The organism is Corallibacter vietnamensis (assembly GCF_039537875.1).
GTDB lineage: Bacteria > Bacteroidota > Bacteroidia > Flavobacteriales > Flavobacteriaceae > Corallibacter > Corallibacter vietnamensis.
Window position 1 is genome coordinate 1,185,454 of record NZ_BAABBI010000001.1, and the last position, 24,200, is coordinate 1,209,653.

Annotated in this window: 21 protein-coding genes, 1 tRNA gene and 2 pseudogenes; 15 read left to right on the forward strand and 9 right to left on the reverse strand. The window is 32.1% G+C overall.

All coding sequences use genetic code 11. The features are described 5' to 3' along the window. Nucleotides 1-59 precede the first annotated feature (59 nt). Nucleotides 60-2,474 carry a sodium-translocating pyrophosphatase gene (locus ABD690_RS05415; protein ID WP_344728063.1) on the forward strand — a complete coding sequence of 805 codons (2,415 nt, stop codon included), beginning with the start codon at nt 60-62 and terminating at the stop codon, nt 2,472-2,474. Nucleotides 2,475-2,540: 66 nt separating this feature from the next. On the opposite strand, the gene ABD690_RS05420 is transcribed toward ABD690_RS05415, so the two are convergent. The 4 genes from ABD690_RS05420 to ABD690_RS05435 are packed head-to-tail and all read right to left on the reverse strand — an operon-like array spanning nt 2,541 to nt 6,117. After that, nucleotides 2,541-3,155 (reverse strand): deoxynucleoside kinase, encoded by a 615-nt coding sequence (locus ABD690_RS05420; RefSeq protein ID WP_344728066.1) that lies wholly within the window; start codon nt 3,153-3,155, stop codon nt 2,541-2,543. A gap of 3 nt (nt 3,156-3,158) precedes the next feature. After that, nucleotides 3,159-3,941, reverse strand: a complete 783-nt coding sequence (locus ABD690_RS05425; RefSeq protein WP_344728069.1) for a hypothetical protein — start codon at nt 3,939-3,941, stop codon at nt 3,159-3,161. Nucleotides 3,942-3,971: 30 nt separating this feature from the next. After that, nucleotides 3,972-4,652: a response regulator transcription factor gene (locus tag ABD690_RS05430; protein ID WP_344728072.1), complete on the reverse strand. Its 681-nt coding sequence runs from the start codon at nt 4,650-4,652 to the stop codon at nt 3,972-3,974. Beyond that, nucleotides 4,645-6,117, reverse strand: a complete 1,473-nt coding sequence (locus ABD690_RS05435; protein ID WP_344728075.1) for a sensor histidine kinase — start codon at nt 6,115-6,117, stop codon at nt 4,645-4,647. Before ABD690_RS05435 ends, ABD690_RS05430 begins: the two co-directional genes overlap by 8 nt. A 121-nt stretch (nt 6,118-6,238) precedes the next feature. On the opposite strand from ABD690_RS05435, the gene ABD690_RS05440 reads away from it, so the two are divergent. From ABD690_RS05440 to ABD690_RS05455, 4 genes are all read left to right on the forward strand, one after another. Further along, entirely contained in the window at nt 6,239-7,084 is an 846-nt protein-coding gene (locus ABD690_RS05440) for a GLPGLI family protein (protein ID WP_344728078.1), read from the forward strand. 105 nt (nt 7,085-7,189) lie between these two features. Beyond that, nucleotides 7,190-8,047, forward strand: coding sequence for a GLPGLI family protein (locus tag ABD690_RS05445; RefSeq protein WP_344728081.1), 858 nt, complete (start codon nt 7,190-7,192; stop codon nt 8,045-8,047). A 43-nt stretch (nt 8,048-8,090) separates the two neighbouring features. Further along, complete coding sequence (locus ABD690_RS05450) at nt 8,091-10,811, forward strand: carboxypeptidase-like regulatory domain-containing protein (protein ID WP_344728083.1); 2,721 nt, start codon at nt 8,091-8,093, stop codon at nt 10,809-10,811. Between the two features lie 120 nt (nt 10,812-10,931). Further along, nucleotides 10,932-11,013 (forward strand) — tRNA-Tyr (locus ABD690_RS05455). A gap of 46 nt (nt 11,014-11,059) precedes the next feature. Here the strand turns inward: ABD690_RS05455 and metK are convergent. Then, entirely contained in the window at nt 11,060-12,313 is a 1,254-nt protein-coding gene (metK, locus tag ABD690_RS05460; protein ID WP_344728086.1) for a methionine adenosyltransferase, read from the reverse strand. A gap of 307 nt (nt 12,314-12,620) precedes the next feature. Between metK and ABD690_RS05465 the strand changes: the two genes are divergently transcribed. Next, entirely contained in the window at nt 12,621-13,028 is a 408-nt protein-coding gene (locus ABD690_RS05465) for a hypothetical protein (RefSeq protein WP_344728088.1), read from the forward strand. A gap of 312 nt (nt 13,029-13,340) precedes the next feature. Here ABD690_RS05465 and leuB read toward each other — a convergent pair whose 3' ends face one another. Both leuB and ABD690_RS05475 read right to left on the reverse strand, forming a co-directional pair. Continuing rightward, the gene (leuB, locus tag ABD690_RS05470; protein WP_344728092.1) at nt 13,341-14,459 is read right to left on the reverse strand and encodes a 3-isopropylmalate dehydrogenase; all 1,119 of its coding nucleotides are present in this window, start codon (nt 14,457-14,459) and stop codon (nt 13,341-13,343) included. A gap of 159 nt (nt 14,460-14,618) precedes the next feature. Continuing rightward, a pseudogene (locus ABD690_RS05475) lies at nt 14,619-14,798 on the reverse strand (2-isopropylmalate synthase); the annotation flags it as partial. Nucleotides 14,799-14,943: 145 nt separating this feature from the next. On the opposite strand from ABD690_RS05475, the gene ABD690_RS05480 reads away from it, so the two are divergent. The 8 genes and pseudogenes from ABD690_RS05480 (at nt 14,944) to ABD690_RS05515 (ending at nt 21,629) form a co-directional block, all read left to right on the forward strand. Further along, complete coding sequence (locus tag ABD690_RS05480) at nt 14,944-16,488, forward strand: hypothetical protein (RefSeq protein ID WP_344728095.1); 1,545 nt, start codon at nt 14,944-14,946, stop codon at nt 16,486-16,488. Nucleotides 16,489-16,644: 156 nt separating this feature from the next. Further along, nucleotides 16,645-17,052, forward strand: a complete 408-nt coding sequence (locus ABD690_RS05485; protein ID WP_344728099.1) for an RrF2 family transcriptional regulator — start codon at nt 16,645-16,647, stop codon at nt 17,050-17,052. A gap of 151 nt (nt 17,053-17,203) precedes the next feature. Beyond that, nucleotides 17,204-17,830 (forward strand): phosphoadenosine phosphosulfate reductase domain-containing protein, encoded by a 627-nt coding sequence (locus ABD690_RS05490; protein WP_344728103.1) that lies wholly within the window; start codon nt 17,204-17,206, stop codon nt 17,828-17,830. A 125-nt stretch (nt 17,831-17,955) separates the two neighbouring features. Beyond that, nucleotides 17,956-18,687 carry a serine O-acetyltransferase EpsC gene (gene epsC / locus ABD690_RS05495; protein ID WP_343799415.1) on the forward strand — a complete coding sequence of 244 codons (732 nt, stop codon included), beginning with the start codon at nt 17,956-17,958 and terminating at the stop codon, nt 18,685-18,687. Continuing rightward, nucleotides 18,684-19,574 (forward strand): cysteine synthase CysM, encoded by an 891-nt coding sequence (cysM, locus tag ABD690_RS05500; protein ID WP_344728106.1) that lies wholly within the window; start codon nt 18,684-18,686, stop codon nt 19,572-19,574. Before epsC ends, cysM begins: the two co-directional genes overlap by 4 nt. A gap of 17 nt (nt 19,575-19,591) precedes the next feature. Further along, nucleotides 19,592-19,753, forward strand: a pseudogene (locus ABD690_RS05505) (methylenetetrahydrofolate reductase [NAD(P)H]); the annotation flags it as partial. A gap of 33 nt (nt 19,754-19,786) precedes the next feature. Next, nucleotides 19,787-20,881 (forward strand): acyloxyacyl hydrolase, encoded by a 1,095-nt coding sequence (locus ABD690_RS05510; RefSeq protein WP_344728110.1) that lies wholly within the window; start codon nt 19,787-19,789, stop codon nt 20,879-20,881. 1 nt (nt 20,882) lies between these two features. Next, nucleotides 20,883-21,629, forward strand: coding sequence for a head GIN domain-containing protein (locus ABD690_RS05515; RefSeq protein ID WP_344728112.1), 747 nt, complete (start codon nt 20,883-20,885; stop codon nt 21,627-21,629). Nucleotides 21,630-21,725: 96 nt separating this feature from the next. Here the strand turns inward: ABD690_RS05515 and ABD690_RS05520 are convergent, their stop codons facing one another. Next, entirely contained in the window at nt 21,726-21,944 is a 219-nt protein-coding gene (locus ABD690_RS05520; RefSeq protein WP_344728115.1) for a helix-turn-helix transcriptional regulator, read from the reverse strand. A gap of 81 nt (nt 21,945-22,025) precedes the next feature. Here ABD690_RS05520 and ABD690_RS05525 point away from each other — a divergent pair, with 81 nt between their 5' ends. Further along, nucleotides 22,026-22,988: a TlpA family protein disulfide reductase gene (locus ABD690_RS05525; protein ID WP_344728117.1), complete on the forward strand. Its 963-nt coding sequence runs from the start codon at nt 22,026-22,028 to the stop codon at nt 22,986-22,988. Nucleotides 22,989-22,996: 8 nt separating this feature from the next. Here ABD690_RS05525 and gldA read toward each other — a convergent pair whose 3' ends face one another. After that, entirely contained in the window at nt 22,997-23,893 is an 897-nt protein-coding gene (gene gldA / locus ABD690_RS05530; protein ID WP_344728119.1) for a gliding motility-associated ABC transporter ATP-binding subunit GldA, read from the reverse strand. Between the last annotated feature and the right edge of the window lie 307 nt (nt 23,894-24,200).

Consider the following 24,200-nt stretch of genomic DNA (forward strand, 5'->3'; position numbering starts at 1 on the left):
TTAATGTAAATCCATTTTGTTACATTTGTTAGGATACAAACTAATCAAATTATAAAAATATGGAATCAAATATGATTTTTGTGCCAATAATATTGGCCGTTTTAGGATTACTATTTATGTTCGTTAAGATGTCTTGGGTTAAGAAACAAGCTGCAGGAAATGAAAAAATGCAAGGCATATCAAAAGCGATAAAAGAAGGAGCGTTAGCATTTTTAAATGCAGAATATCGACTCCTTTTTATTTTTGTAATCATAGCGTCAATAGCATTATTTGGTATATCTCAAGTTGTAGAAACAACAAGTTGGATGATTGTTCCTGCATTTGTATTTGGAGCTATATTTTCAGCATTGGCAGGAAATATAGGTATGCGTATTGCTACTGAAGCCAATGCTCGTACTGCTGAAGCGGCTAAAACAAGTTTGCCGCAAGCTCTAAAAGTGTCATTTGGAGGCGGAACAGTTATGGGACTTGGTGTTGCAAGTTTAGCTGTTTTAGGATTAAGTTTATTTTTTATGTTCTTTTTAGGGCAGTTTATGGGAGATGAAGGTTCATTTTATAATAATATGACTATTGTATTAGAAACCTTAGCTGGTTTTTCTTTAGGAGCTGAATCAATAGCGCTATTTGCTCGTGTAGGTGGAGGAATTTACACTAAAGCAGCTGATGTTGGTGCAGATTTAGTTGGTAAAGTAGAAGCTGGTATTCCTGAAGATGATCCTCGTAATCCTGCAACTATTGCAGATAACGTAGGAGACAACGTTGGTGATGTAGCTGGTATGGGAGCCGATTTGTTTGGTAGTTATGTAGCAACAGTATTAGCTGCTATGGTATTGGGTAATTACCTGATTAAAGATATGGCAGAAGCAGGTGTTGTTCTTGATACTTTTAATGGAATGGGTCCTATATTATTACCTATAGTTATTGCTGGTTTCGGAATTCTAGCTTCTATCATAGGAACATTTCTTGTTAAAATTTCAAATAATAATGCAAAAGAAGCTCAAGTTCAAAGAGCTTTAGACACAGGAAACTGGGTTGCAATTATTTTAACATTAGCAGCTAGCTGGTTTTTTATAGATATGATGCTTCCAGAAACAATACATATGAAATTTTTTGGAGAAGGATCTAAAGCTGTTCCTTCAATCAATGTGTTTTGGTCTGCGTGTATAGGTTTGGCTGTTGGTGCGTTAATTTCTATAGTAACAGCTTATTACACAAGTCTAGGGAAAAAGCCTGTATTAGATATTGTAAATAATAGTTCTACAGGTGCAGCAACTAATATTATAGCAGGTTTAGCAGTAGGTATGAAATCTACTTTTGCATCTGTTGTGTTATTTGCAGCAGCTATTTATGGTTCTTATGAACTTGCTGGTTTTTATGGTGTGGCTTTAGCGGCATCAGCTATGATGGCTACTACTGCCATGCAGCTAGCTATTGATGCTTTTGGGCCAATTGCAGATAATGCAGGTGGCGTTGCTGAAATGAGTGAACTAGATCCAGAAGTACGTGAGCGTACAGATATTTTAGATTCTGTAGGAAACACAACTGCAGCAGTTGGTAAAGGGTTTGCCATTGCATCTGCAGCATTAACAGCGTTAGCGCTTTTTGCAGCATATGTAACATTCACAGGAATAGATGGTATTAATATTTTTAAAGCAGATGTTTTAGCAATGTTGTTTGTTGGAGGTATGATTCCTGTAATATTCTCTGCTTTAGCAATGCAATCAGTAGGAAAAGCAGCTATGGAAATGGTACAGGAAGTGCGTCGTCAGTTTAAAGAGATTCCAGGAATTATGGAAGGAACTGGAACACCAGAGTATGCTAAATGTGTTGATATTTCTACAAAGGCAGCATTAAAAGAAATGATTTTACCAGGTTTGATTACCATTATTACACCTATTATTATAGGATTGTTATTCGGGGCTGAACCTTTAGGAGGTTATATGGCTGGTGTATGTGTTAGTGGTGTTATGTGGGCGATTTTTCAAAATAATGCTGGTGGTGCTTGGGATAACGCTAAAAAGTCTTTTGAAGCAGGTGTAGAAATTAATGGCGAAATGACTTATAAAGGCTCTGATGCTCACAAAGCTGCTGTAACAGGAGATACTGTTGGTGACCCGTTTAAGGATACATCAGGACCTTCAATGAATATACTTATTAAATTAACTTGTTTAGTAGGTTTGGTTATTGCCCCAATTTTAGGAGGACATGCTTTAGAGGGTGAGATGACAGTAACTTCTGAAGAAGTTGAAGTAAGCTCCAATGATGGTACTATAAAAAAAGTACTTGTAGAGATGATAGTTAACGAAAACAATGTTTTAGCCAAGGCTATAGTAAAAACATATACTTATGCTAATGAGCAATCTAAACCAACCATTAAAGAAGAAGTGATTTCTGGAACAATTCAAGAGGTTGAAAAGCAGATACAAATAATAAAAAAGGGTGCAGATACATTTAAGATGACAAATCGTAAATAAGCATCTTTAGTAAATAAAAAAAGCCGCAATTTTAAAATTGCGGCTTTTTTATTTGGTTTAAAGTTATTAGAATAAACCGTTTATTTCTGCATCTATTTTATTGATGATGTAACCAAGGTCTTCTGGGTTGCTAACAAAATCTAAATTATCAACATCAATTATAAGTAATTTACCTTTGTTGTAACCATGAATCCAAGCTTCATAGCGTTCATTAAGTCGGCTTAAATAATCTATGCTAATAGAATTCTCATAATCACGTCCACGTTTATGAATTTGAGATACTAAATTAGGAATAGAACTGCGTAAATAAATAAGTAAGTCTGGTCCTTGAACAAACGATTCCATTAAATCAAAAAGAGATCTATAATTCTCAAAATCTCTATTTGTCATCAAGCCCATGGCATGTAGGTTTGGAGCAAAAATATGAGCATCTTCATATATGGTTCTGTCTTGTATAATATCTTTTCCGCTTTCTCTAATTTGATTTACTTGACGAAAACGACTGTTCAAGAAATATACTTGTAAGTTAAAACTCCAACGTTCCATTTGGTTGTAAAAATCGTCTAAATAAGGATTGTCTACAACGTCTTCTAATTGTGGTTCCCAATTGTAGTGTTTAGCTAGTAATTTTGTGAGTGTGGTTTTACCAGCACCAATGTTTCCTGCTACAGCAACGTGCATAAGTTATTTTGTTTTTAGTTGGAATTCATGTAGAACTTTAGAGTCGTAAATATACAAGGTTTCGTTATTCAATAAAAACTGTTTTATTAACAATTCAGGAGTTTTGATAGTTGTCATTTTTTCTGACTTTTTATCAAGGTAATAAAGTGATATGTCACTACTTAAAACAACATTTTCATTACTTACCGAAATAGCTGTATAGCCAGAATTAGGTGTTTTCATTAAAAGGCTACCAAAGTAATTATACTTATAAAGGAATTTCTCTGTTAGAAGCCAGCAAAAATTATAATCACTTTTTAAATCAAGAACATTTGATGTTACAGGAATAGTAGCAACTCTTGTGGTTTTAGATTTGTAATCATAGAGTTCTAATTTTTGTAAATCTTGATTGAAAATCCAGAGAGTGTTGTCATTTCCTGTAGAAATATGACTCACGTTTTTATAAGGCTCGGTGTTGTTAAAGTCTATTTTGAAAATTTCAGCAAGGCGATTATCTAAAATGATAACAGTATTAAAATCTTTATAGAAAAGATTAATTTTTAAAGGATTAAAAGTGTTTGTAGAAGTGATAGCGCCTAATTGAATGTTGCTGTAACTCGTGGTTTTTTCAGGTGTTTTTTTGTAAAAGGCATTATTGTTTGTGTAGTAAATGGTACCAAAATTATCTATGCCAGAAATAACCGAAACCGATAAAGGGGATTTTTTTACAAAAGATAAATCAATGGTGTTTTGGCTAACTGCAGTAACCGAAAAAAGTAAAAAGATATATTTAAGCCATTTCATCATGGTTGAAAATTACAAAAATCAAACCATAAATTAACATATTAATTTATAACCAAAGCCACGAACGTTTAAAATTTGAATATTTGTGTCTGATTGAAGCTTTTTTCGAAGCTTACTAATAAAAACATCCATGCTTCTTGCAGAGAAAAAATCGTCATTTCCCCAAAGTTTATTCAAGATGATTGACCTATCTAAAACCTGGTTTTTGTTTTTAATTAAATGAAATAGTAAATGCGCTTCTCTATGTGTGAGTTGTAATTTTTCTTCAGCGTTAAATTGAAGTGTTTGCTTTGGGAAATCAAACGTGTAATCTCCAATTTTTAATACTTCTGAAGTTTTTTGTACCTGTGTTCTGTTTAGCAAATTGTTAATTCTTACAATAAGCTCTTCCATACTAAATGGTTTTTTTAGGTAATCATTTCCGCCTATGGTAAAACCCTCAACAACATCTTGCGTTTGCGATTTGGCAGTTAAAAAAATAATAGGAATTGTATCATCAATTGCTCTAATGTCTTTAGCTAATGTAAATCCGTCTTTTTTGGGCATCATAACGTCCAATACTAAAATTTCAGGAGTTTCAGACTGGAATTTTTCAAATGCTTTTTCGCCATTATCACACAGAATAACATTAAAGTCTCTGGTTTCAAGACTCTCCTTAATAATTTGACCAAGTGCTGGCTCATCTTCGGCTAATAAAATGGTGGTTTTAGGCATTTGGTAATGTTATTTTAAATGAGGTGATGTTATTTTTTAAATCAACAGTGATAGTTCCGTTGTGTTTTTCTGCAATTTTCTTGGTGTAATACAGTCCAATTCCAAAGCCTTTAACATCATGAGTGTTGCCTTTAGGAACGCGGTAAAATTTCTCGAAAATCTTGTCTTTATTAGCTTTGGTTAGCGTGTTTCCATTGTCAGAAATAGTAATGGTAAACGCAAAATGATTTTGCTCAAGCGAAATTGAAATCGCATCTCCACCATATTTTATAGCATTGTCAATAATGTTATTGATGGCATTTTCAAAATGGAACACATCTACTTTTGCCAAAATGTTTTCAGGTATATTGAAAGTTATGGTTTTGTCACTGTTAAGTTGATGTTTTTCAATACTCGTGGTCAAAATTTCCGAGATGTTATAAGTGTCTTTGTTGAGCTCAAGATTTTCACTATCAAGTGTAGCGGTTTCTAGTAACTTTTCAACCATAGTGTTCAATTTTGAAAGCTGCGTGTTTGATAAATCTAAATACGTTTTTGTTTTAGCTTTATCTTCAATAACATTAAAGTTTTGAATGCTTTCAAGTGCAACACCAATGGTTGCAATAGGTGTTTTGAATTCGTGTGTAATGTTGCTAATGAGGTCATTTTTTACTTCAGCTAATTGTTTTTGGTGCTTGATGATTTTAAGTAAATAAAACAAACAACTTATCACTGCCAGAATTAACAATGTAGAAATTAAAATACCACCAAAAATGCGTTTTAAAATAAGCTTTGTTTGATTTTCAAAACTTAAATTTAGAGAGCTTCCTTTAGGTAATAATGTAGATTTTGAAACAACGTTTAAAATGTTTTTTGAATCGGTTATTGTGTCTTTTGTCTTCTTTGTTTTGTTCCTATTAAAGTCAAGTTTGTAATCAATAGTGATGTTTTTTTGAGATAAGTCAGTAGTTATTAAACTGTCAATTTTTTTAACATCAAGCGTGTCATTTGAAATAGAAATAACAACTTTAGATGTAAGCAATTCAAATCCTTTTACTTTTATAGAGTCTTTTTTTATGTCAATAGAATTCAGTTTTTTGTGATCCCATTTTGCATTTAAAATTGAATCTACATTAGCACCTTTATAAATAGAAATACCATCAGTAGTTTCAAGATTAAGGCTATCAAGGTTTTTAAACTTTTTTTGAGTAATATCAATTTGCTTTAAAATGGAGTCAAACTTATGATCTTCGGCAAAAAAGTCGTCCTTGTCATTGCCTTCAAAAGCAAATCCAATGGTGGTTTGTTCAGCAAGATTAACATAGTAATCATCAACAGCTTTATCTAAACTTACCTGAACATCTTTAATAAGCTGTTGCTTGTTGGCTAAATAGTTTTTATAATTCCAATACACTTGTATCGCAATAGTGCTGAGTATTACGGTAACTATGAAGTATAATATTATTCGGTATCTAGAATTATTCATAAGTCAAAAGTAAATGTTAAAGTAGATAAAAACTAATCGGTTAACACACGTTAACACTGGTTAACTATAATCAATGTATCGTTGCAATAAGTTTGTGTTGTAATAATTAAACAAATAAAAAATGAATACATTAACAAGAATAGCTGTTTTAGCATTGGTGCTATTTGTGACGCAAGCAAGAGCTCAAGAATTTACAGGAGTTGCAACCTACAAGTCAAAACGAAAAGTAGATATTAAGTTAGACAGTACTCAGGTAAACTCTGAAATGCATCAAAAAATGATGGATATGCTTAAAAAGCAGTTTGAAAAAACGTACATACTTACGTTTAATAAAGAGGAATCGGTTTATAAAGAAGAAGAATCTCTTAGTGCTCCACAACCAGGTGGAATGGAAGTTGTTATGGTGAGTACAGGCGGAGCTGATATTTTATATAAGAATATAAAAGAGCAACGTTTTACAAATCAAAATGATGTATTTGGAAAAATATTTTTAATAAAAGATCAGTTAGAAAGTGTAGAATGGGAGTTAGGTAAAGAAACTAAAAATATAGGTGAATACACATGTTATAAAGCAACATTTACAAGACAAGAACCAAAAGTTGTAGGCGGCATTAGCGTAAATGGTGATAAAGATTTAGATGAAGAAAAAGAACCTGAAATGGAAACTGTTACAATAACAGCGTGGTATACGCCGCAAATCCCTGTAAACAATGGACCTGGTAATTATTATGGTCTACCAGGTTTAATTCTTGAAGTTAATGATGGATCAGAAACGGTTATTTGTAGTAAAATAGTGCTCAATCCAAAAAATGAAGTTGAAATCACTGAACCTAAAAAAGGTAAAAAAGTGACTAAAGAAGAGTTTGATAAAATTATGGAAAAGAAAATGGAAGAAATGAAAGAACGTTATAGCCCAAGAAGAGGAAAAGGTGATGGACAAGAGATTGAGATAAGAATAGGAGGTTAGTCTTTTTAGTAATATTTTAACACATAGTAATTAAACTTTTAGCGGCTTTGTGTGTCTAAAGTAAGTTATAAGAGCATTCTTAACTAAACTAATTAGATGTAAAAAATGAAATCAATTTCTATCAAACTATGTATTGCTATAGCTGTATTATTTAGTAATTCACTATTAGCTCAAGACTTTCAAGGGAAAGCATACTACGAATCTAAAACCACAGTTGATATGGATAACTGGGGAAGAAGAGAAATGAGTGAGCAACAAAAAAAGATGATTGCTGAGCGTATGAAAAGTATGTTTGAGAAAACATACATTCTAACGTTTAACAAGTTTGAGTCTATGTACAAAGAAGAAGAAAAGTTGGAAGCTCCAGGTGCTGGTGGTCGTGGCTTTAGAATGATGGGAAGTTTTACAGGAGGCGCACAATATAAAAATGTAAAAGACAAGCAAATACTTCAAGAGCAAGAGTTTTTTGGTAAACAATTTTTAATCAATGATTCCTTACCAGATTTAAAATGGGATATGACTGGAGAAACAAAACAAATAGGTCAGTATACGTGTTTTAAAGCTACAGCTACAAAAAAAGTAGATGAAATGGATTTTAGAAGTATGAGAAGGCGTGATAGAGATGATGAAAAGAAAAAAGACTCAACAAAAACATCCGATGATCCAATGAGTGAGATTGAAGTCCCTAAAGAGATTTTAGTAACAGCGTGGTATACACCGCAAATTCCTGTAAACAATGGTCCAGGAGAATATTGGGGATTACCGGGTTTGATATTAGAGATAAATGCAGATAGAACAACTATTTTATGCTCTAAAATTGTTCTAAATCCAGATGAAAAAGATGATATAAAGAAACCATCAAAAGGAAAAGAAGTTACACAAGAAGAGTACAATAGTATTATGAAAAAGAAAATGGAAGAAATGCGAGAAATGTACGGTCGTGGTCGTGGCGGCAGACGCTAATTTTTCTCTAAACTGATTAATCAACCCAAAAAAACAGTAATTAATGAAATATATCACACTACTATTGCTTTTAGTGGCAAGCACAGCTTTTTCTCAAGTTAGAGTAGAAGGTGTTGTAAGAGATAGCATAGGAAACCCGTTAGAACTTGCCAATGTTATCGCTATTAATAAAGAAACTAACAAATTAGATTCTTACGGTATTACTAATGAACAAGGTCGTTACAAACTATCATTAGAGGCAAATACAAACTACAAGCTTCAGGTAAGTTATATTGGTATGAAAACTGCCGAAGAGGCATTATCTACAAAAAGTGAAACCATATCCAAAGATTTTTCACTGCAAAGTGATAATTCATTAGATGAGGTTGAACTGGTTTATGAGATGCCTGTAACAGTAAAAGGAGATACCATTGTTTATAATGCCGACTCTTTTAGCACAGGAACTGAACGTAAACTGGAAGATGTTTTAAAAAACTTACCAGGCGTAGAAGTTGATGATGAAGGGCAAATAACCGTTGAGGGTAAATCTGTTTCTAAAGTTATGGTTGAAGGAAAAGATTTTTTTGACGGAGACTCCAAATTAGCAACAAAAAACATTCCGTCAAATGCGGTTGATAAAGTTCAGGTTTTAAAAAATTATTCTTCGGTTAGTCAATTAAGTGGTGTAACAAACAATCAAGATAATGTTGCTATCAATATTAAATTAAAAGAAGGAAAAGAAAGTTTTTGGTTTGGTAATGTAACAGCAGGAGTAGGCGTGGCAGATGATGATGGGTTGTATTTAGTTCAGCCCAAACTATTTTATTACAGTCCAAAATACAGTGTTAATGTTATTGGTGATATAAATAATATTGGAGATCCTGCATTTACACGTCGGGATTATTGGAATTTTTCTGGCGGATTTCAAATGCCTAGCAGGCAAAGTGGAACTAATATTAATTTAGGAGGAAATGCTCTAGGGTTTTTGTCACTTCAAAACAACAGAGCAAAAAGTCTTGAAACAAAATTTGGGGCTGCAAACTTTAGCTATTCTCCAAAAGAAACTTTAGATTTAAGTGGATTTGCAATTTTTTCTAACTCAAAAACAGAGCTTCAGCAAGATAATGCTGTTACTTATACCGATAATGATTTAGGGATTCCTGATGAAACAACACAAAGTAATACTGTGCAAAATAGTGATTTAGGTATGTTAAAATTAAGTGCAGTATACAAGCCTAACGCAAGTAACCAGCTAGATTACGATGTGTTAGCAAGAGTTAGTAAAGAGTCTCAAAATCAAAATGTATATTCATCTGTAGTTGGTTCAACACAAGAGACAGAAGGTTCTAGCCCGTTTAGCATAAACCAAAATCTTAACTACTATTATACACTAAACGAGAATAATATTTTTTCTTTTGAGGCGCAACACTTGCTTCAAGATGAAGATCCTTTTTATAATGCTGTTTTAGAAAATGCTGACGGATCTGGTAATGCAGATTCATATTTTAACACAGCAAACAATTTAGGTTTAGATTTAGATCAGTCTTTTTATAATGTAGATCAAGAAAAACGTGTTAAGTCTAATCAGTTAGATGCAAAACTAGATTACTGGAATGTGTTAAATCAAAAAAGTAATTTAAATTTCACACTAGGAACTATTTATAGCAACCAAAAATTTAATTCTAACCTATTTCAGTTTTTAGATAATGGAACATCTATTTTGCCAACTCCAGCTGATAATGATGGATTAGCTAGTAATGATATTACTTATAACTTTACAGACTTATATTTAGGCGTTCATTATACACTTAAAGCTGGAATTTTCACATTTACTCCTGGTTTTTCTCTGCATTCATACAATGTAAATAATGAGCAATTTGGTGAAAAGTATACAGATAATTTTTTCAGAATATTACCTGATTTTGATACGCGTATTCAATTAAAGAAAAGCGAACAAATTGTGTTTAATTATAGAATGCAAACGCAGTTTACAGATGTTTCAAATTTTGCGAGAGGTTATGTAATGAATAACTATAACTCACTTTTTTATGGTAACCCAGAATTAGAAAATGCGTTGTCTCACAATTTAAGTCTGTCTTATTTTAGTTTTAATATGTTTAACTATACTAATGTGTTTGCAAATATTAATTATAGTAGTAGCATAGATCAAATAAGAAATTTGACAAATTTTGAAAGTGTCATTAGAAGTAACTCGCCATTTAACTCACCTTATGCAGATGAAACATTAACTGCTAATGGACGTTTTCAAAGACGATTTGGTAAGCTGCAAGCTAGTGTGAGAGGTAGTTTTAACTATTCTAAATTTAATCAGTTTATTCAAGGAGATAGATCTGTGAACGAAAACTATACACAAACTTATGGCGCTGAATTGCGAACCAATTTTAAAACAGCACCAAATGTTGAGTTAGGTTATCAGTATACAATTCAGGATAACGATCAAGGAAATAGTAGATCAAAATTCTATACAAAAGCACCTTCTATTGAAGTTGATGCACTTTTCTTGAAATCATTTACATTTAGAACAGAGTATACTTACAATGATTTTAGAAATGAAGATACAAGCTTAAATAGCTTTGATTTCTGGGATGCATCATTATCCTATAGAAAAGATGAAGACTCTAAATGGGAATTTGAAGTAAAAGCAACCAACCTTTTAAATACAAAAGCGCAAAGTCAAAGTAATACTAGTAACATTTCTGTTAGTACAAGTAACTACTATATACAGCCGCGATATGTCACATTTAGAATGATTTACAATTTATAAAACACAAAAAAGCCTTCTTAAAACAAGAAGGCTTTTTTGTGTGATGCTATTTTTTTAAAATAAAAATGCGTTTTTTATTGTTAAAATAAAAAAACAGTAATATTTTTGCCGTCCGCTTATGGGGAGATACTCAAGCGGCCAACGAGGGCAGACTGTAAATCTGCTGACTATGTCTTCGCAGGTTCGAATCCTGCTCTCCCCACAAAAAAAGCCTGCAACTAGCAGGCTTTTTTTATTTCTATATTTGATTATAAGCCAAAGGCTGTTTTTACTTTGTCAACATAATCTAGTTTTTCCCAAGTAAACAATTCAACATCAAGAGAGATGTTTTCTCCATTTGGTTGAGAAAATGTTTTTGTTATAGTTTCGTTTTGTCTTCCCATGTGTCCATAAGCAGCAGTTTCGCTATACATAGGTTGACGTAATTTTAAACGTTCTTCAATAGCAGCAGGTCGCATATCAAAAATTTCAGATACTTTTTGAGCTATTTCTCCGTCGGTCATATTAAATGGGCAAGTACCATAAGTGTCAATAAAAATACCCATAGGTTCAACAACACCAATGGCGTAGCTTACCTGAACTAAAACTTCATCACAAATACCAGCTGCAACAAGGTTTTTGGCAATGTGTCTGGTAGCATAAGCGGCACTTCTATCTACTTTACTAGGATCTTTACCTGAAAATGCGCCACCACCATGAGCACCTTTTCCGCCGTAAGTGTCAACAATAATTTTTCTACCAGTTAAACCTGTGTCTCCGTGAGGTCCGCCTATTACAAATTTTCCTGTTGGATTTATGTGATAAGTAATCTCGTCATTAAATAAATTTTGAATGTCTTCTGGTAGCTGCGCTTTTACACGAGGAATTAAAATATCAACAATGTCTTTTCTTATTTTAGATAACATGACTTCATCTGTGCCAAAATCATCATGCTGTGTAGAAACTACAATGGCTACAATACGTTGCGGAATGTTATCGTCGCTGTATTCAATAGTTACTTGACTTTTTGAATCTGGACGTAAATAGGTAATGTCTTTATTTTCTCTACGTAATTTAGCTAACTCTTTTAAAATTCTGTGAGATAAATCAAGCGCTAATGGCATGTAGTTTTCGGTTTCGCGAGTAGCATATCCAAACATCATACCTTGGTCTCCAGCACCTTGCTCTTCTTTTGTAGCGCGATCTACACCACGGTTTATGTCGTCAGACTGCTCATGTATTGCAGATAGTACACCGCACGAGTTTCCGTCAAACATATATTCGCCTTTGGTGTATCCTATTTTATTAATAACATCTCGAGCTATTTGTTGAACATCTAAATAGGTGTTTGATTTTACTTCGCCTGCTAATATAACTTGACCGGTTGTTACAAGTGTTTCGCAAGCAACTTTAGACTCTTTATCAAATGCTAAAAAGTTGTCTATTAAGGCATCGCTTATTTGGTCTGCAACTTTATCTGGGTGTCCTTCAGAAACACTTTCTGAAGTAAATAAATATGGCATAATTTTTTATTTTTTGTCTATTAATATTGAGAAAAATAGATTGCAAATAGCTAGAGAAGTAGGTAACTGCTTTAGCATTTTTTTATGAGGTTGCAATCAGACAAATTTTTCCTCTGTTTTTCAGTCGTCAAAAATACAAATAATATCATTACTAAAAAACTGTCTTGATGATTAGTTTTCTTATAGATATATTGTAAAACATTTGCCTAACTCAAAGTGTCAGTTAACTCCAGAGAAAGTATAGTTCAATCATTTCATCTGAATATTTTAAAACAATGAACGTATATTTGATTAAAACGAATAAAAAATGAAAATAAAGTTACTGCCCTTTTTCGGGTTTTTATTGCTTTCCTTTTCTGGTTTTTCGCAAGAAAAATTAGAACTCGGAAGATATATAACATCAGATAAACTTAAATATATAACGATAAAATCAAATTATGAATTTGAATATTTAGCATATAAAGGATATTCGCCTTACACAATAAAAGAAGAACGTAAAAAAGAAAATAAACCACAAATGTGTGGAACAGTGGGTTATTGGGGTGATGGGCGAGGGAAAGGAACCTACTCTATTGAGGACGGAATATTAATATTGAAATTTAAAATTAATAATTCCACTATCGCTTCAAAAAAAATTGATACTCGCTTTTTAAAAGGATTAAGTTTTGAGATTTTGGAATTGGAAAAACTCGAAACTGAAAATCAAAAGGGTTAAGAAATAACGTTTTACAACACCGGCTATATCATTGCTTCTGACTTTCCTCGCGGAAAGTCCTCGCAAATTGCTATATTTGGTTTACGGCGAAAATTCGCTAGGATTTTTGCCCAACGAAACCATATAACAAATCGTTAACAATAGCTTATTTCATTCCAGTTTTTACCAATATCAATCCTGAATATTTATATGCTTGCGCAAACCGGTTAAAGATTAGCCAAATTTATATTAAGTTACAAATCTATTGCGCTATAAAAAAGGCACCTCCAAAAAGAGGTGCTTTTCTAATTTTAATCAAAATAATTAATCACTCTAAATAATAGTAGATTGACCCAAATGAATATTCGCGAAATTTAGGTTACTATCTTTAGGGTTATTAATAAAGTCTTCAATAAAGTCTCCAACTTTACTTGTTGTTATAGTATTGTTTTTACTGTTTAAATCAGGTGTTGTAATTTCTAGTTGTAACGATTTTTCAACAGCTTCTCTAACCATTTCAGCTTCTTCATGTAACTCAAAATGATCAAGTAGCATAACAGCCGATAAAATAGAGGCTATAGGGTTTGCAATACCTTTTCCGGTAGCTTGCGGATACGATCCATGAATAGGTTCAAACATCGCGTGTTTATCACCAACCGATGCCGAAGCTAATAATCCAATGCTACCACCAATAACACTGGCTTCATCACTAATAATATCACCAAACATATTTTCGGTTAAAATAACATCAAACTGTTTTGGGTTTAATATCAATTGCATCGCAGCGTTATCTACAAACAAAAAGTCTAATGCTACATCAGGATAGTCTTCAGCAACTTGTTTTACAACATTTCGCCATAAACGAGACGTTTCCAATACATTGGCTTTATCAACAAGTGTTACCTTTTTTTGTCTTGTTTGTGCAGCTTTAAAAGCTAAATGCGTAATACGCTCAATTTCTTCACGAGAATATTCACATAAATCTGAAGCGATATTACCATCTTCACTTAATTGTTTTTCGCCAAAATAAATACCACCAGTCAATTCACGATAAATACTAATGTCAGTACCTTTAATGTTTTCTTCCTTCAGTGGCGACTGACTTAAAAGCATGTCGTAAGCCTTAACAGGTCTAATGTTTGCATACAAACCAAGCGCTTTACGTAGCTTAAGTAATCCCTGTTCCGGACGCACTTTTGCATTAGGATTATTATCATATTTTGGGTCGCCAATGGCACCAAACAAAACAGCGTCGCTGTGTTTGCACAAATCTAGCGTAGCATCAGGAAGCGGTTCTCCCGTTTCATCAATGGCAATTGCGCCAACTGAAGCCGATTTAAAATTAAACGTATGGTCAAACTCTTGAGCTATCGCTTTCAATGTCTTGATGGCTTCTTTTGTAACTTCTGGACCAATACCATCTCCTGATAAAACTGCAATATTTAATTTCATAGTCATTTCCTTCGAAAGCAAATCACACTGCTCTCTTTATTTAGTTATTATTTTGTTGCTTTTTTGGGCGTTACCACAAGGGTCGCGCTTTCGGCAGTCGCTTCCAGATAGTAACCATCTGGAGAGCTTCAACAAATGCCTCAATCGCTAACGCGATAGCTCAAAAGCTTCAAAATCTCCAGGGCTAGACACAGGAAAACCTGCTTCAATAATGTCAACACCCAACGTGTCTAGTCGTTCAGCAATGACCAGTTTTTGACTTGTGTTTAATTTACAACCTGGTACTTGCTCACCACCGCGAAGTGTTGTATCGAAAATTTGTACTTTATCTTTAGACATTAAAAAATAAATTTTTGTATTGTCTTACGAATTTATACTTTGGATTTATGATAGTGTATAAACTCGCAACTTTGTTTACGATGTTCAAATGCATTGTTTTGATTTAAAGTGTTGTTTTTTAATTAGTTGATATTTAATTTGTTTGATGACTAAAGACCAAAAAGATAATTTGTTTTCGTTGGTAAAATCCATGACCAAGTCTGAAAAACGCCAATTTAAATTGTATGTTGGCAGATTGGGTGTGAATGATGATTCAAAATTTTTGAATTTGTTTAATGTTATGGATAAGTTGTCATCGTATGATGAGGTTGCTATTTTAAAAAATGCTAATATTAAAAAGCAGCAATTAGCTAATGTAAAAGCGCATTTGTACAAGCAAATTTTAATTAGTTTACGTTTGAGTCCGTCGCACCAAAACACACGTTCTCAAATAAGAGAACAGCTAGATTTTGCGTCTATTTTGTATCATAAAGGTTTGTATAAGCAGGCATTGAAAATTTTAGATAAAGCTAAAGATGTTGCGATACAGCATGAAGAGAAAAATCTAGCTTATGAAATTGTAGAGCTAGAAAAGGTTATTGAATCGCAATACATTACACGTAGTATTAGTGGTCGTGCTGATGAACTTACAATACAAGCCAAAGCGTTGAGTCAAGCCAATGTGATTGCCAGTAAACTCTCAAATTTATCTTTACAGTTATACGGACTTTTCCTAAAATTTGGTTACGCCAAAAACCAAGATGATGCTAAAGAAATACAAGACTATTTTAACGCCAGATTACCTAAATATGACTTTTCACAGTTAGGTTTTAGAGAAAAACTATGGTTGTATAAAGCCTATTTGTGGTATAGTTTTTTAATGCAAGATTTTTTAAACTGCTATAAATTTGCTTTAAAATGGGTGTCTCTTTTTGAACAAAATCCTGAAATGATTCACCTTAACCCTGTGTTTTTTATAAAAGGAAATAACTACTTATTGGAGTCGCTTTTTTACATAAAAAACAAAGAGAAATTTAAAGAATACCTTGATAAATTTGAAGACATTATCAATACACCATCATTTAATAAAGATGAAAATGTAGAAGCCTTATCATTCTTGTATTACAATGTAAATAGTGTGAATTACTATTTTGTAGATGGTAGTTTTCATGAAGGCTTGCAGTTAATTCCTAAAATTGAAAAAGCACTACCAAAATATCAAGATAGAATAGATGAACATCACACCATGATTTTCTATTACAAGTTTGCGAGTATGCATTTTGGGGCAGGAAATAATCGAGAATGTATTCATTATTTAAATAAGATAATTTCTAATAAATCGCTTTCTATGCGTGAGGATTTACAGTGTTTTTCTCGTGTTTTAAACGTTGTAGCGCATTATGAAGAAGGTTTAGATTATCATTTAGAACGTTTATTGAGAGATACTTATAAATATCTACTGAAAATCAACGATTTAAACGAGGTTCAAAAAGAAATGATTAGGTTTATTCGAGGGCTTCAAGACATTTTTCCGCATGATATTAAAAAAGCATTTGTTAAGTTTCATAAACAGCTTAAGCAATACGAAAATCATCCTTATGAGCGTCGTGCGTTTTTGTATCTTGATATTATTTCTTGGTTAGAAAGTAAGGTTGAAAACAAGCCTGTAGCACAGATTATTAAAGAGAAATATTTAGAACAATATGCCTGATTTTTTAAAGAGATTTTATAAAACAAATGAAATTATAAGACTAAATAGTTGAGTGCATAAAATAAACTAATATTATTTTCGAAGCATCATTTAAGTATATGCTGAAGCACCTACCAAGTATTAGGTTGATAACAGATTTTGGTTATCTTTGAATTTATGCTTTCAAAGAAAACCAAATATGGCCTAAAAGCGCTAACGTATTTAGCACGACAGGAAGGAAACAAACCTGTTCAAATCAGTGCTATTTCCGAAAGTGAAAATATCTCCAGAAAATTTCTGGAGAGTATTTTATTAACGCTTCGTAAGAATGGGTTTTTAGGGTCTAAAAAAGGTAAAAATGGAGGTTATTATCTTCTTAAAGATCCCAAGGATATTAAAATGGCACCAATCATGAGAGTCCTTGAAGGTCCTATTGCTATGGTGCCATGCGTGAGTTTAAATTTTTATGAAAAATGCGACGATTGTCCAGACGAAACAGCCTGTGCTGTTCATATCTTAATGATTGAAGTTAGGGATAGCACACTGCAAATTTTCAACAATAAATCATTGGCAGATTTACTGTAAAACAACACTTTTTTTAATTAACGCAAAGGATAGCTTTAACGATTTTATTCAAATTTTAACCTAAATAACATCTATAAGGTAAGTTTTTTTATATAATTTTGTTTTTAATTCCTATTATTCCGATAGGGATATAGTAAAAATAAAAAAATAGATGATAGGACAAACGATAGATATAGCATATTGGAACCAAGTATTAAAAGATAAAACACCTGATGAAATCATTGATTGGGCATTGCGATTAACAAACAATAGCATAGTAACAACAAGTTTTGGTGTATACTCTGAAGTTTTGTTAAGTACCATAACCAAGCATAGTAACGACATAAGGGTTATTTGGTGCGATACGTTATACAATCAACCAAGTACTTATGAGCATGCTAAAAATATTACAGAGAAGTATCATTTAAATCTTTATAAGTATCAATCGTTATTGAGTAAAGAAGAGGTTGAAAAAACTATAGGTTTTCCATCATTAGAAGATGATAATTTCGATCAGTTTTCAGAAGTTGTGAAATTAGAACCCTTCAAAAGAGCTTTAAAAGAACACAATCCTGAAGTATGGTTTACGAATATTCGTGTAAGACAAACCGAGTTAAGAAATAAGAAAGATATTTTAAGCTTAAGTAAAAACGGCATTTTAAAAGTGAGTCCATTTTACTATTGGACAGATACTGATTTAGATGCTTACGTGTCAAAATATGACTTAACCAAAAACGTCGATTATTTCGATCCAATAAAAGCACTTCAAAATAGAGAATGCGGAATTCATTTGTCTTAAAAACAAAAATATTAATTAGTAAAAATCTCGTTAAACTAATAAACGAGATTTTTTATTTTAATAAAATCTTAAAGCTTTTGATAAACTAAAAATGGAATAGTAATTTTAGCATTCATAAGAAAAACATGCAGATAAATTTACGAATTAAAGAGACCGTTTCAGATGTAACAAAGCAATTGTTCTATGCTTTGTTTGATGATGAAGTAAGACAAAAAGAACAACTGAAACAGCTAAAGCCTATATTTAAAACAGTTGTTGAAGACATTACAGATAAAGACTCTGAAATCATTTGGAGTACTTTTGAAAGTATGCTTCCAACGATAAAAAAGAAAATTGAGTTAGATGCCAAAGCTGCTGAAAAAAATGATCCAGCTTGTAAGAGTTTGCAAGAAATTTATCTAGCATATCCAGGCTTTCATGCCATAGCAATTTATAGGATGAGTCACGAATTATTTAAAATGGATTTACCTATTATTTCTAGAATGATGAGCGAGTGTGTTCATGGTAAAACTGGTATCGATATTCATCCAGGAGCAACCATTGGCGATTCTTTTTTTATAGATCACGGAACAGGAATTGTTATTGGAGAAACTAGTATTATCAAAAACAATGTCAAGATATTTCAAGGTGTTACTTTAGGTGGATTATCGGTTAAAAAAAGTTTATCGCAAACCAAACGTCATCCAACCATAGAAGATAATGTAACAATTTACGCAAACGCAACTATTTTAGGAGGCGATATTGTAATAGGAAAAAATAGTGTTATTGGTGCCAATGTATGGATTACGCAATCTGTTCCGCCAAATTCATTAGTGACCTATAAGTCAGAAATTAATATAAGCACAAGACCATCATGATACAAAGTCAATCAATAACTAATTTAATAGGAAATACGCCGTTAATTGAATTGCAAAACATCCTAAAAAAAGATGGTGTAAGACTATTTTTAAAACTTGAAGGAAAAAATCCTGGCGGAAGCGTTAAAGATCGTGCAGCTTTCAATATGATAAGCGAAGCTTTAAAACGAGGTGATATTAAACCTGGCGATACTTTAGTTGAAGCAACTAGTGGTAATACAGGTATTGCATTAGCTTTTATTGCGAAATTATTAGGCGTAAATATGATTTTAGTAATGCCTGAAAATTCTACTGAAGAGCGAATAAAAACCATGCGTGCTTATGGTGCCGAATTAATTTTAACGTCTTTCGAAGTTGGTATTGAAGGCGCTCGTGACGAAGCCGAAAGACTTCATAAAGAAAAAGGCTATTTTATGCTAAACCAGTTTGCAAATGACGATAACTGGAAAGCACATTACAAAACTACAGGTCCAGAAATTTGGCGCGATACCAATCAGCAAATCACGCATTTTGTCTCTGCAATGGGTACAACAGGTACTATTATGGGCGTATCTACTTATTTAAAAGAACAAAATCCAGACATAACTATAGTTGGAGCGCAACCTAAAGATGGTGCAAAAATTCCGGGAATTAGAAAATGGCCAGAAGCTTACAGACCTAAAATATTTAATCCTAAAAAAGTAGATCAAGTTGTAGAAATAAGCGAAGAAGAAGCAAAAAACATAGCTAATTTGTTAGCAACACAAGAAGGCGTTTTTGCAGGTATGAGTAGTGGTGGTTCTGTAGCATCGGCTTTAAAAATAGCACAAACTATAGATAAAGGTGTTATTGTGGCAATCATTTGCGATATAGGTGATAGATATTTGTCTTCAGATTTATTTGAATAATAAATGTCAAATAAAGCTCTGTTGCGGATTGTAAAGACAATAAAGCTGTGCGACAAGTTGGTGTAGAATGGGTGATTAAACAGTCTAAAGAATAACAAAACGCAGATGTGCCAGTATTACATTATTACTCAATGAGTAAAAGTGATAACATAAAAGCCATTGCAGAGCATTTGTTCTAAATATTCTGTTATTTTTGCGTCATAAGTTAAATTATGAAACGCATTTTTATTGGTATTTTTTGCTTCTTTTTTGGTTTGGGATTTTCTCAAAACGAAAAAACGACAACATCCTCTTTTGATGTCAATTACTTTACAGGAAACATAGCACTTCACAATAATGATGTTTTACACCTAATACAAGGGCATCCGGAAGGTGTTATTGTTAGTTGGAATAAAAAAACATTTGGTAATCAAACTTGGGAAGAAGATTATAATTATCCTGACTATGGATTGTCTTTTATTTACCAAGATTTAAAAAATGATGTTTTAGGAGATAATTATTCGTTGTATGCGCATTACAATTTTTATTTCTTAAAGCGAAATTTAATGTTTCGTATTGGTCAAGGTTTGGCCTATAATACCAATCCTTATGATAAAGAGGATAATTTTAAAAACATTGCTTTCGGATCTCGTATTTTAAGTACTACTTACTTAATGCTTAATTATAAGAAAGAGCGCTTATTTGATAAATTTGGCTTGCAAGCCGGGATCAGTTTAATTCATTATTCTAATGCCAATGTTAAAGCGCCAAATACAAGTACAAATACAATAGCATTTAACTTGGGAGTAACTTATAATTTAGAAGACGAGGAGCCAGCATATATTACCAATCAGTCAAAAGAAAAATTTACAGAACCAATCAAGTTTAATTTGGTTCTTCGCGGAGGAATTAATGAAAGTGATGTTATTGGAAGTGGGCAGTTTCCTTTTTGGGTAGTATCAGCTTACGCAGATAAAAGATTAGGTCGTAAAAGCGCAGTACAATTAGGAGTAGATGCTTTTTTCTCTGAATTTTTAAAAGAATTAATTTATTACCAATCCGTTTCTGTGCCTGAAGAAGGCGTAAGTGGTGATGAAGACTGGAAGCGTATAGGTTTGTTTGCAGGGCACGAGTTATTCATTAATAAAATGTCTTTAGTAACACAGTTTGGATATTATGTTTATTATCCGTTTGATTTTGAGGGTAGAACATATTTGCGAATTGGGTTAAAGCGTTATTTTGGAAAAAATATTTTTGCAGGTTTAACCTTAAAATCTCACGGTGCAAAAGCCGAAGCTGTAGAATTAGGAGTAGGAATACGATTGTAATATGAAAAAATCAATATATATACTAGTAGCCATACTTTTTTTAGCATGTAATAGTGAAGATGCTAATGATTGTTTTCAAACCATTGGTAATAAAATACAAGAAGAGATTTCGGTTTCTGATTTTGAACGTATTTTAGTAAACCGAAATGTTTCAGTTGTTTTAAAAGAGGGTTTAAATACAACTGTTGTTGTAGAAACAGGAAGTAACCTAATAAATGATGTGCACGTAGAAGTGGTTGGAAACCAGCTGCAGCTAACAGATGATAATATTTGTAATTTTGTTAGAGAATATGCGCCAACAGTTGTTTATATAACAGCTCCAAATATAAAAGAAATAAGAAGCTCTTCGCAGTATGATATTATATCTGATGGTGTGTTAACGTATCCAAGTTTGAAACTATTTTCTGAAGATGATAATTATGAAGGAAGTTTTACTGTTGGTGATTTTAGAATGCATTTACAAACAACCGAGTTAAGAGCAGTGGCAAACAATTTTTCATCATTTTATATTTCAGGAAATGTTGAAGCGTTATTTGTAGGGTTTTATTCAGGAGCTGGTCGTTTTGAAGGCGCTAGCTTAATAGCACAACATGTAGATGTGTATCATCGTGGTAGTAATGATATGATTGTAAATCCGCAACAATCTCTAACAGGAGAATTACGCGGAACAGGTAATTTAATATCGGTAAATCAGCCGCCAACTGTTGAAGTACAGCAATTTTATACAGGTAGGCTTATTTATTATTGATTTCTTTTAATAAGGCCTTTAACTCTTTGATATAAAGATCTTTTTCCTTTAGACGAAGTTCGTATTGTTCTATTAGTTTTTCTGAAAGTTGATTTATTATGAATGCCCCATTCCCATCCTCCTTAAAAGGTCTTCAGGATTTATTTCGAACAATTGGCATATAGGGTTAATGTAATTCGACCAACTATTACTATCTCCATTTTCTATTCGCGCATAAGTGCTTTGAGAAATATTTAAGTAATCTGCAACTTGTTCTTGACTCAAACCTTTATTGTATCTTAATGATTTAATTTTATCAACTACTTGACTGTTCATTGTTATGATGTTTGAACAAATAAAAAATAATTGTATCTAAAAATAGGGTAAAATTATGCATTTGATGCATTTGATATAGGGTTGAAATTCAGTAACTTTATTTTCGTAATTATTAACTTTAAATATTATAACTATGAAAACACATTATTTTCAAGTGTTTTATTTAAAAGGAGAGATACAAGAGTAATTAATTATTATATTATGAAGAGAAAAGTGATGAATAAAGTATTTTGGATTTTAATATTAATTTTGATTTACTTTTTATCTGGTTATATTTTTCATGGGAATCATTTGTGGATGAGTTTTTCTGTGTTATTTTTTACCTTTTTTATCACTTTTCTTTTTTTTAAATACAATAATTCTAATGTTTATTTAGGACTAGCAATATTAGTTTTACCAATCTGGATACTCCTTTTTTCTATTTCAATTTTTGCTGGTTTTTCAAGTTCATTAGTTTATTTAATTTTCATTCCTGTTTGTTTTTATTTAGGGAGGCTTTATTATCAAAATAAAAATTTGGGGATAATTTTTTTAAGTGTTTTTTTGATTCTTTTTGCATCTCAAGTTTTTTTGCCAAATCAGTTTAATTATTTTCTTAATGATAAGCCTTTCAAGAACAGGCCTTTTGTTGGGTTTGACTTAATAGATAATGATGGTAAACCTATTGAACTACCTCAAAACAAAGTTCTGGTTTTAGATTTTTGGACTACAAGCTGTGGAGTCTGCTTTAAAAAATTTCCAGAGTTTGAAAAACTTTTTAAAGAATATAAAAATGACACAAAAATTGAGTTTTATTCAATAAATGTGCCAACTAAAAGAGATGAATTTACTAAAACAAGAGAATTAGTTAATAAATTAGGGTATGATTTTCAAACTGTTTATGCAAAAAGCAAAAATGATGTTGAGAGTAAGCTTAAAATATCAGGGTATCCATCTTTTATGATAGTTAAGGATAATATAATACAATTCGATGGGTATCTAAATATTAACCCTGTTGTGTTGGTCTACAATTCCAAAAATGAATTAGAAAAAATTGTAAAATAATAATTTTATTAGCTAACCGTTAACTCCCTAAACAAACTTTCCAAGCTGGCATTTTTTTGATTCAATTGAAGAATTTTTAACTGATTATCATGAGCAAAATCAAACACATGCGAACGCATATCATCAGTTGTTGAAAAGGTGATCTCATATACAAAGTCGTGGGTGTTTTCAACCTGTTTTACCTTTGGAAGTTTCAATAAAAAAGCATCTTCTACGCGGTAATCAAACTCAACAACAACAGTTTGTTCTTGACCTTCTCGTAGTTCGCTTAATTTTTTATCAGCAACAATTTTACCCTTATTAATGATGATAACACGGTCGCACATAGCTTCTACCTCTTGCATAATATGTGTAGAAAGAAATATTGTTTTTTCTTTACCTATGGTTTTAATTAAGTGTCTAATGTCTATAAGTTGGTTAGGATCTAGCCCAGTTGTAGGTTCGTCTAAAATTAGCACATCAGGATCATGTAATAACGCATTTGCAAGACCAACACGTTGGCGGTAACCTTTTGAAAGTTGTCCTATTTTTTTGTGAGATTCAGGAGTTAGTCCTGTGAGCTCAATAACCTCATTAATTCGTGTTTTTTTTACACCATAAACATGTGCATTAAATGTAAGATATTCTTTTACATATTGATCCAAATATAACGGGTTGTGTTCTGGTAAATACCCAACACTTTTTTGTACTTGTAATTTGTCTTTTAAAATATGAAAACCGTTAACTTTAGCATTGCCTTCACTTGGGCTTATGTAAGTGGTTAAGATTTTCATCATAGTAGATTTTCCTGCACCATTTGGCCCTAAAAATCCCACAATTTCAGGTTTACTAACATGAAACGATACATTATTTAATGCTTTTTGAGAATCATAGAATTTTGAGATGTTTTCTACTTCAATAGACATAGGTTGTTGTTTTTTATGATAAACTATTAGTTGTGTGGTTTATATACTTAAATGGTACTTTAAAGTCTCAAAAATAAGCATAATTCTTTATCTCAACGCATTGCGAAAACGTTATATTGTTAAAAGAATTAAAAAAAGATTTTGTTTTTTCAATTTATTAATTACTTTAGCTGATGCAATTATGAAAACAAGCACGAATTTCACATATTTTAATTGGTTTTATTTCTTTTTTAACGAAAGAAACGAGACGCTGTATGTGTAATTTTTAAGCAATACATGATATATAAAGTCTCGATGTTACATCGGG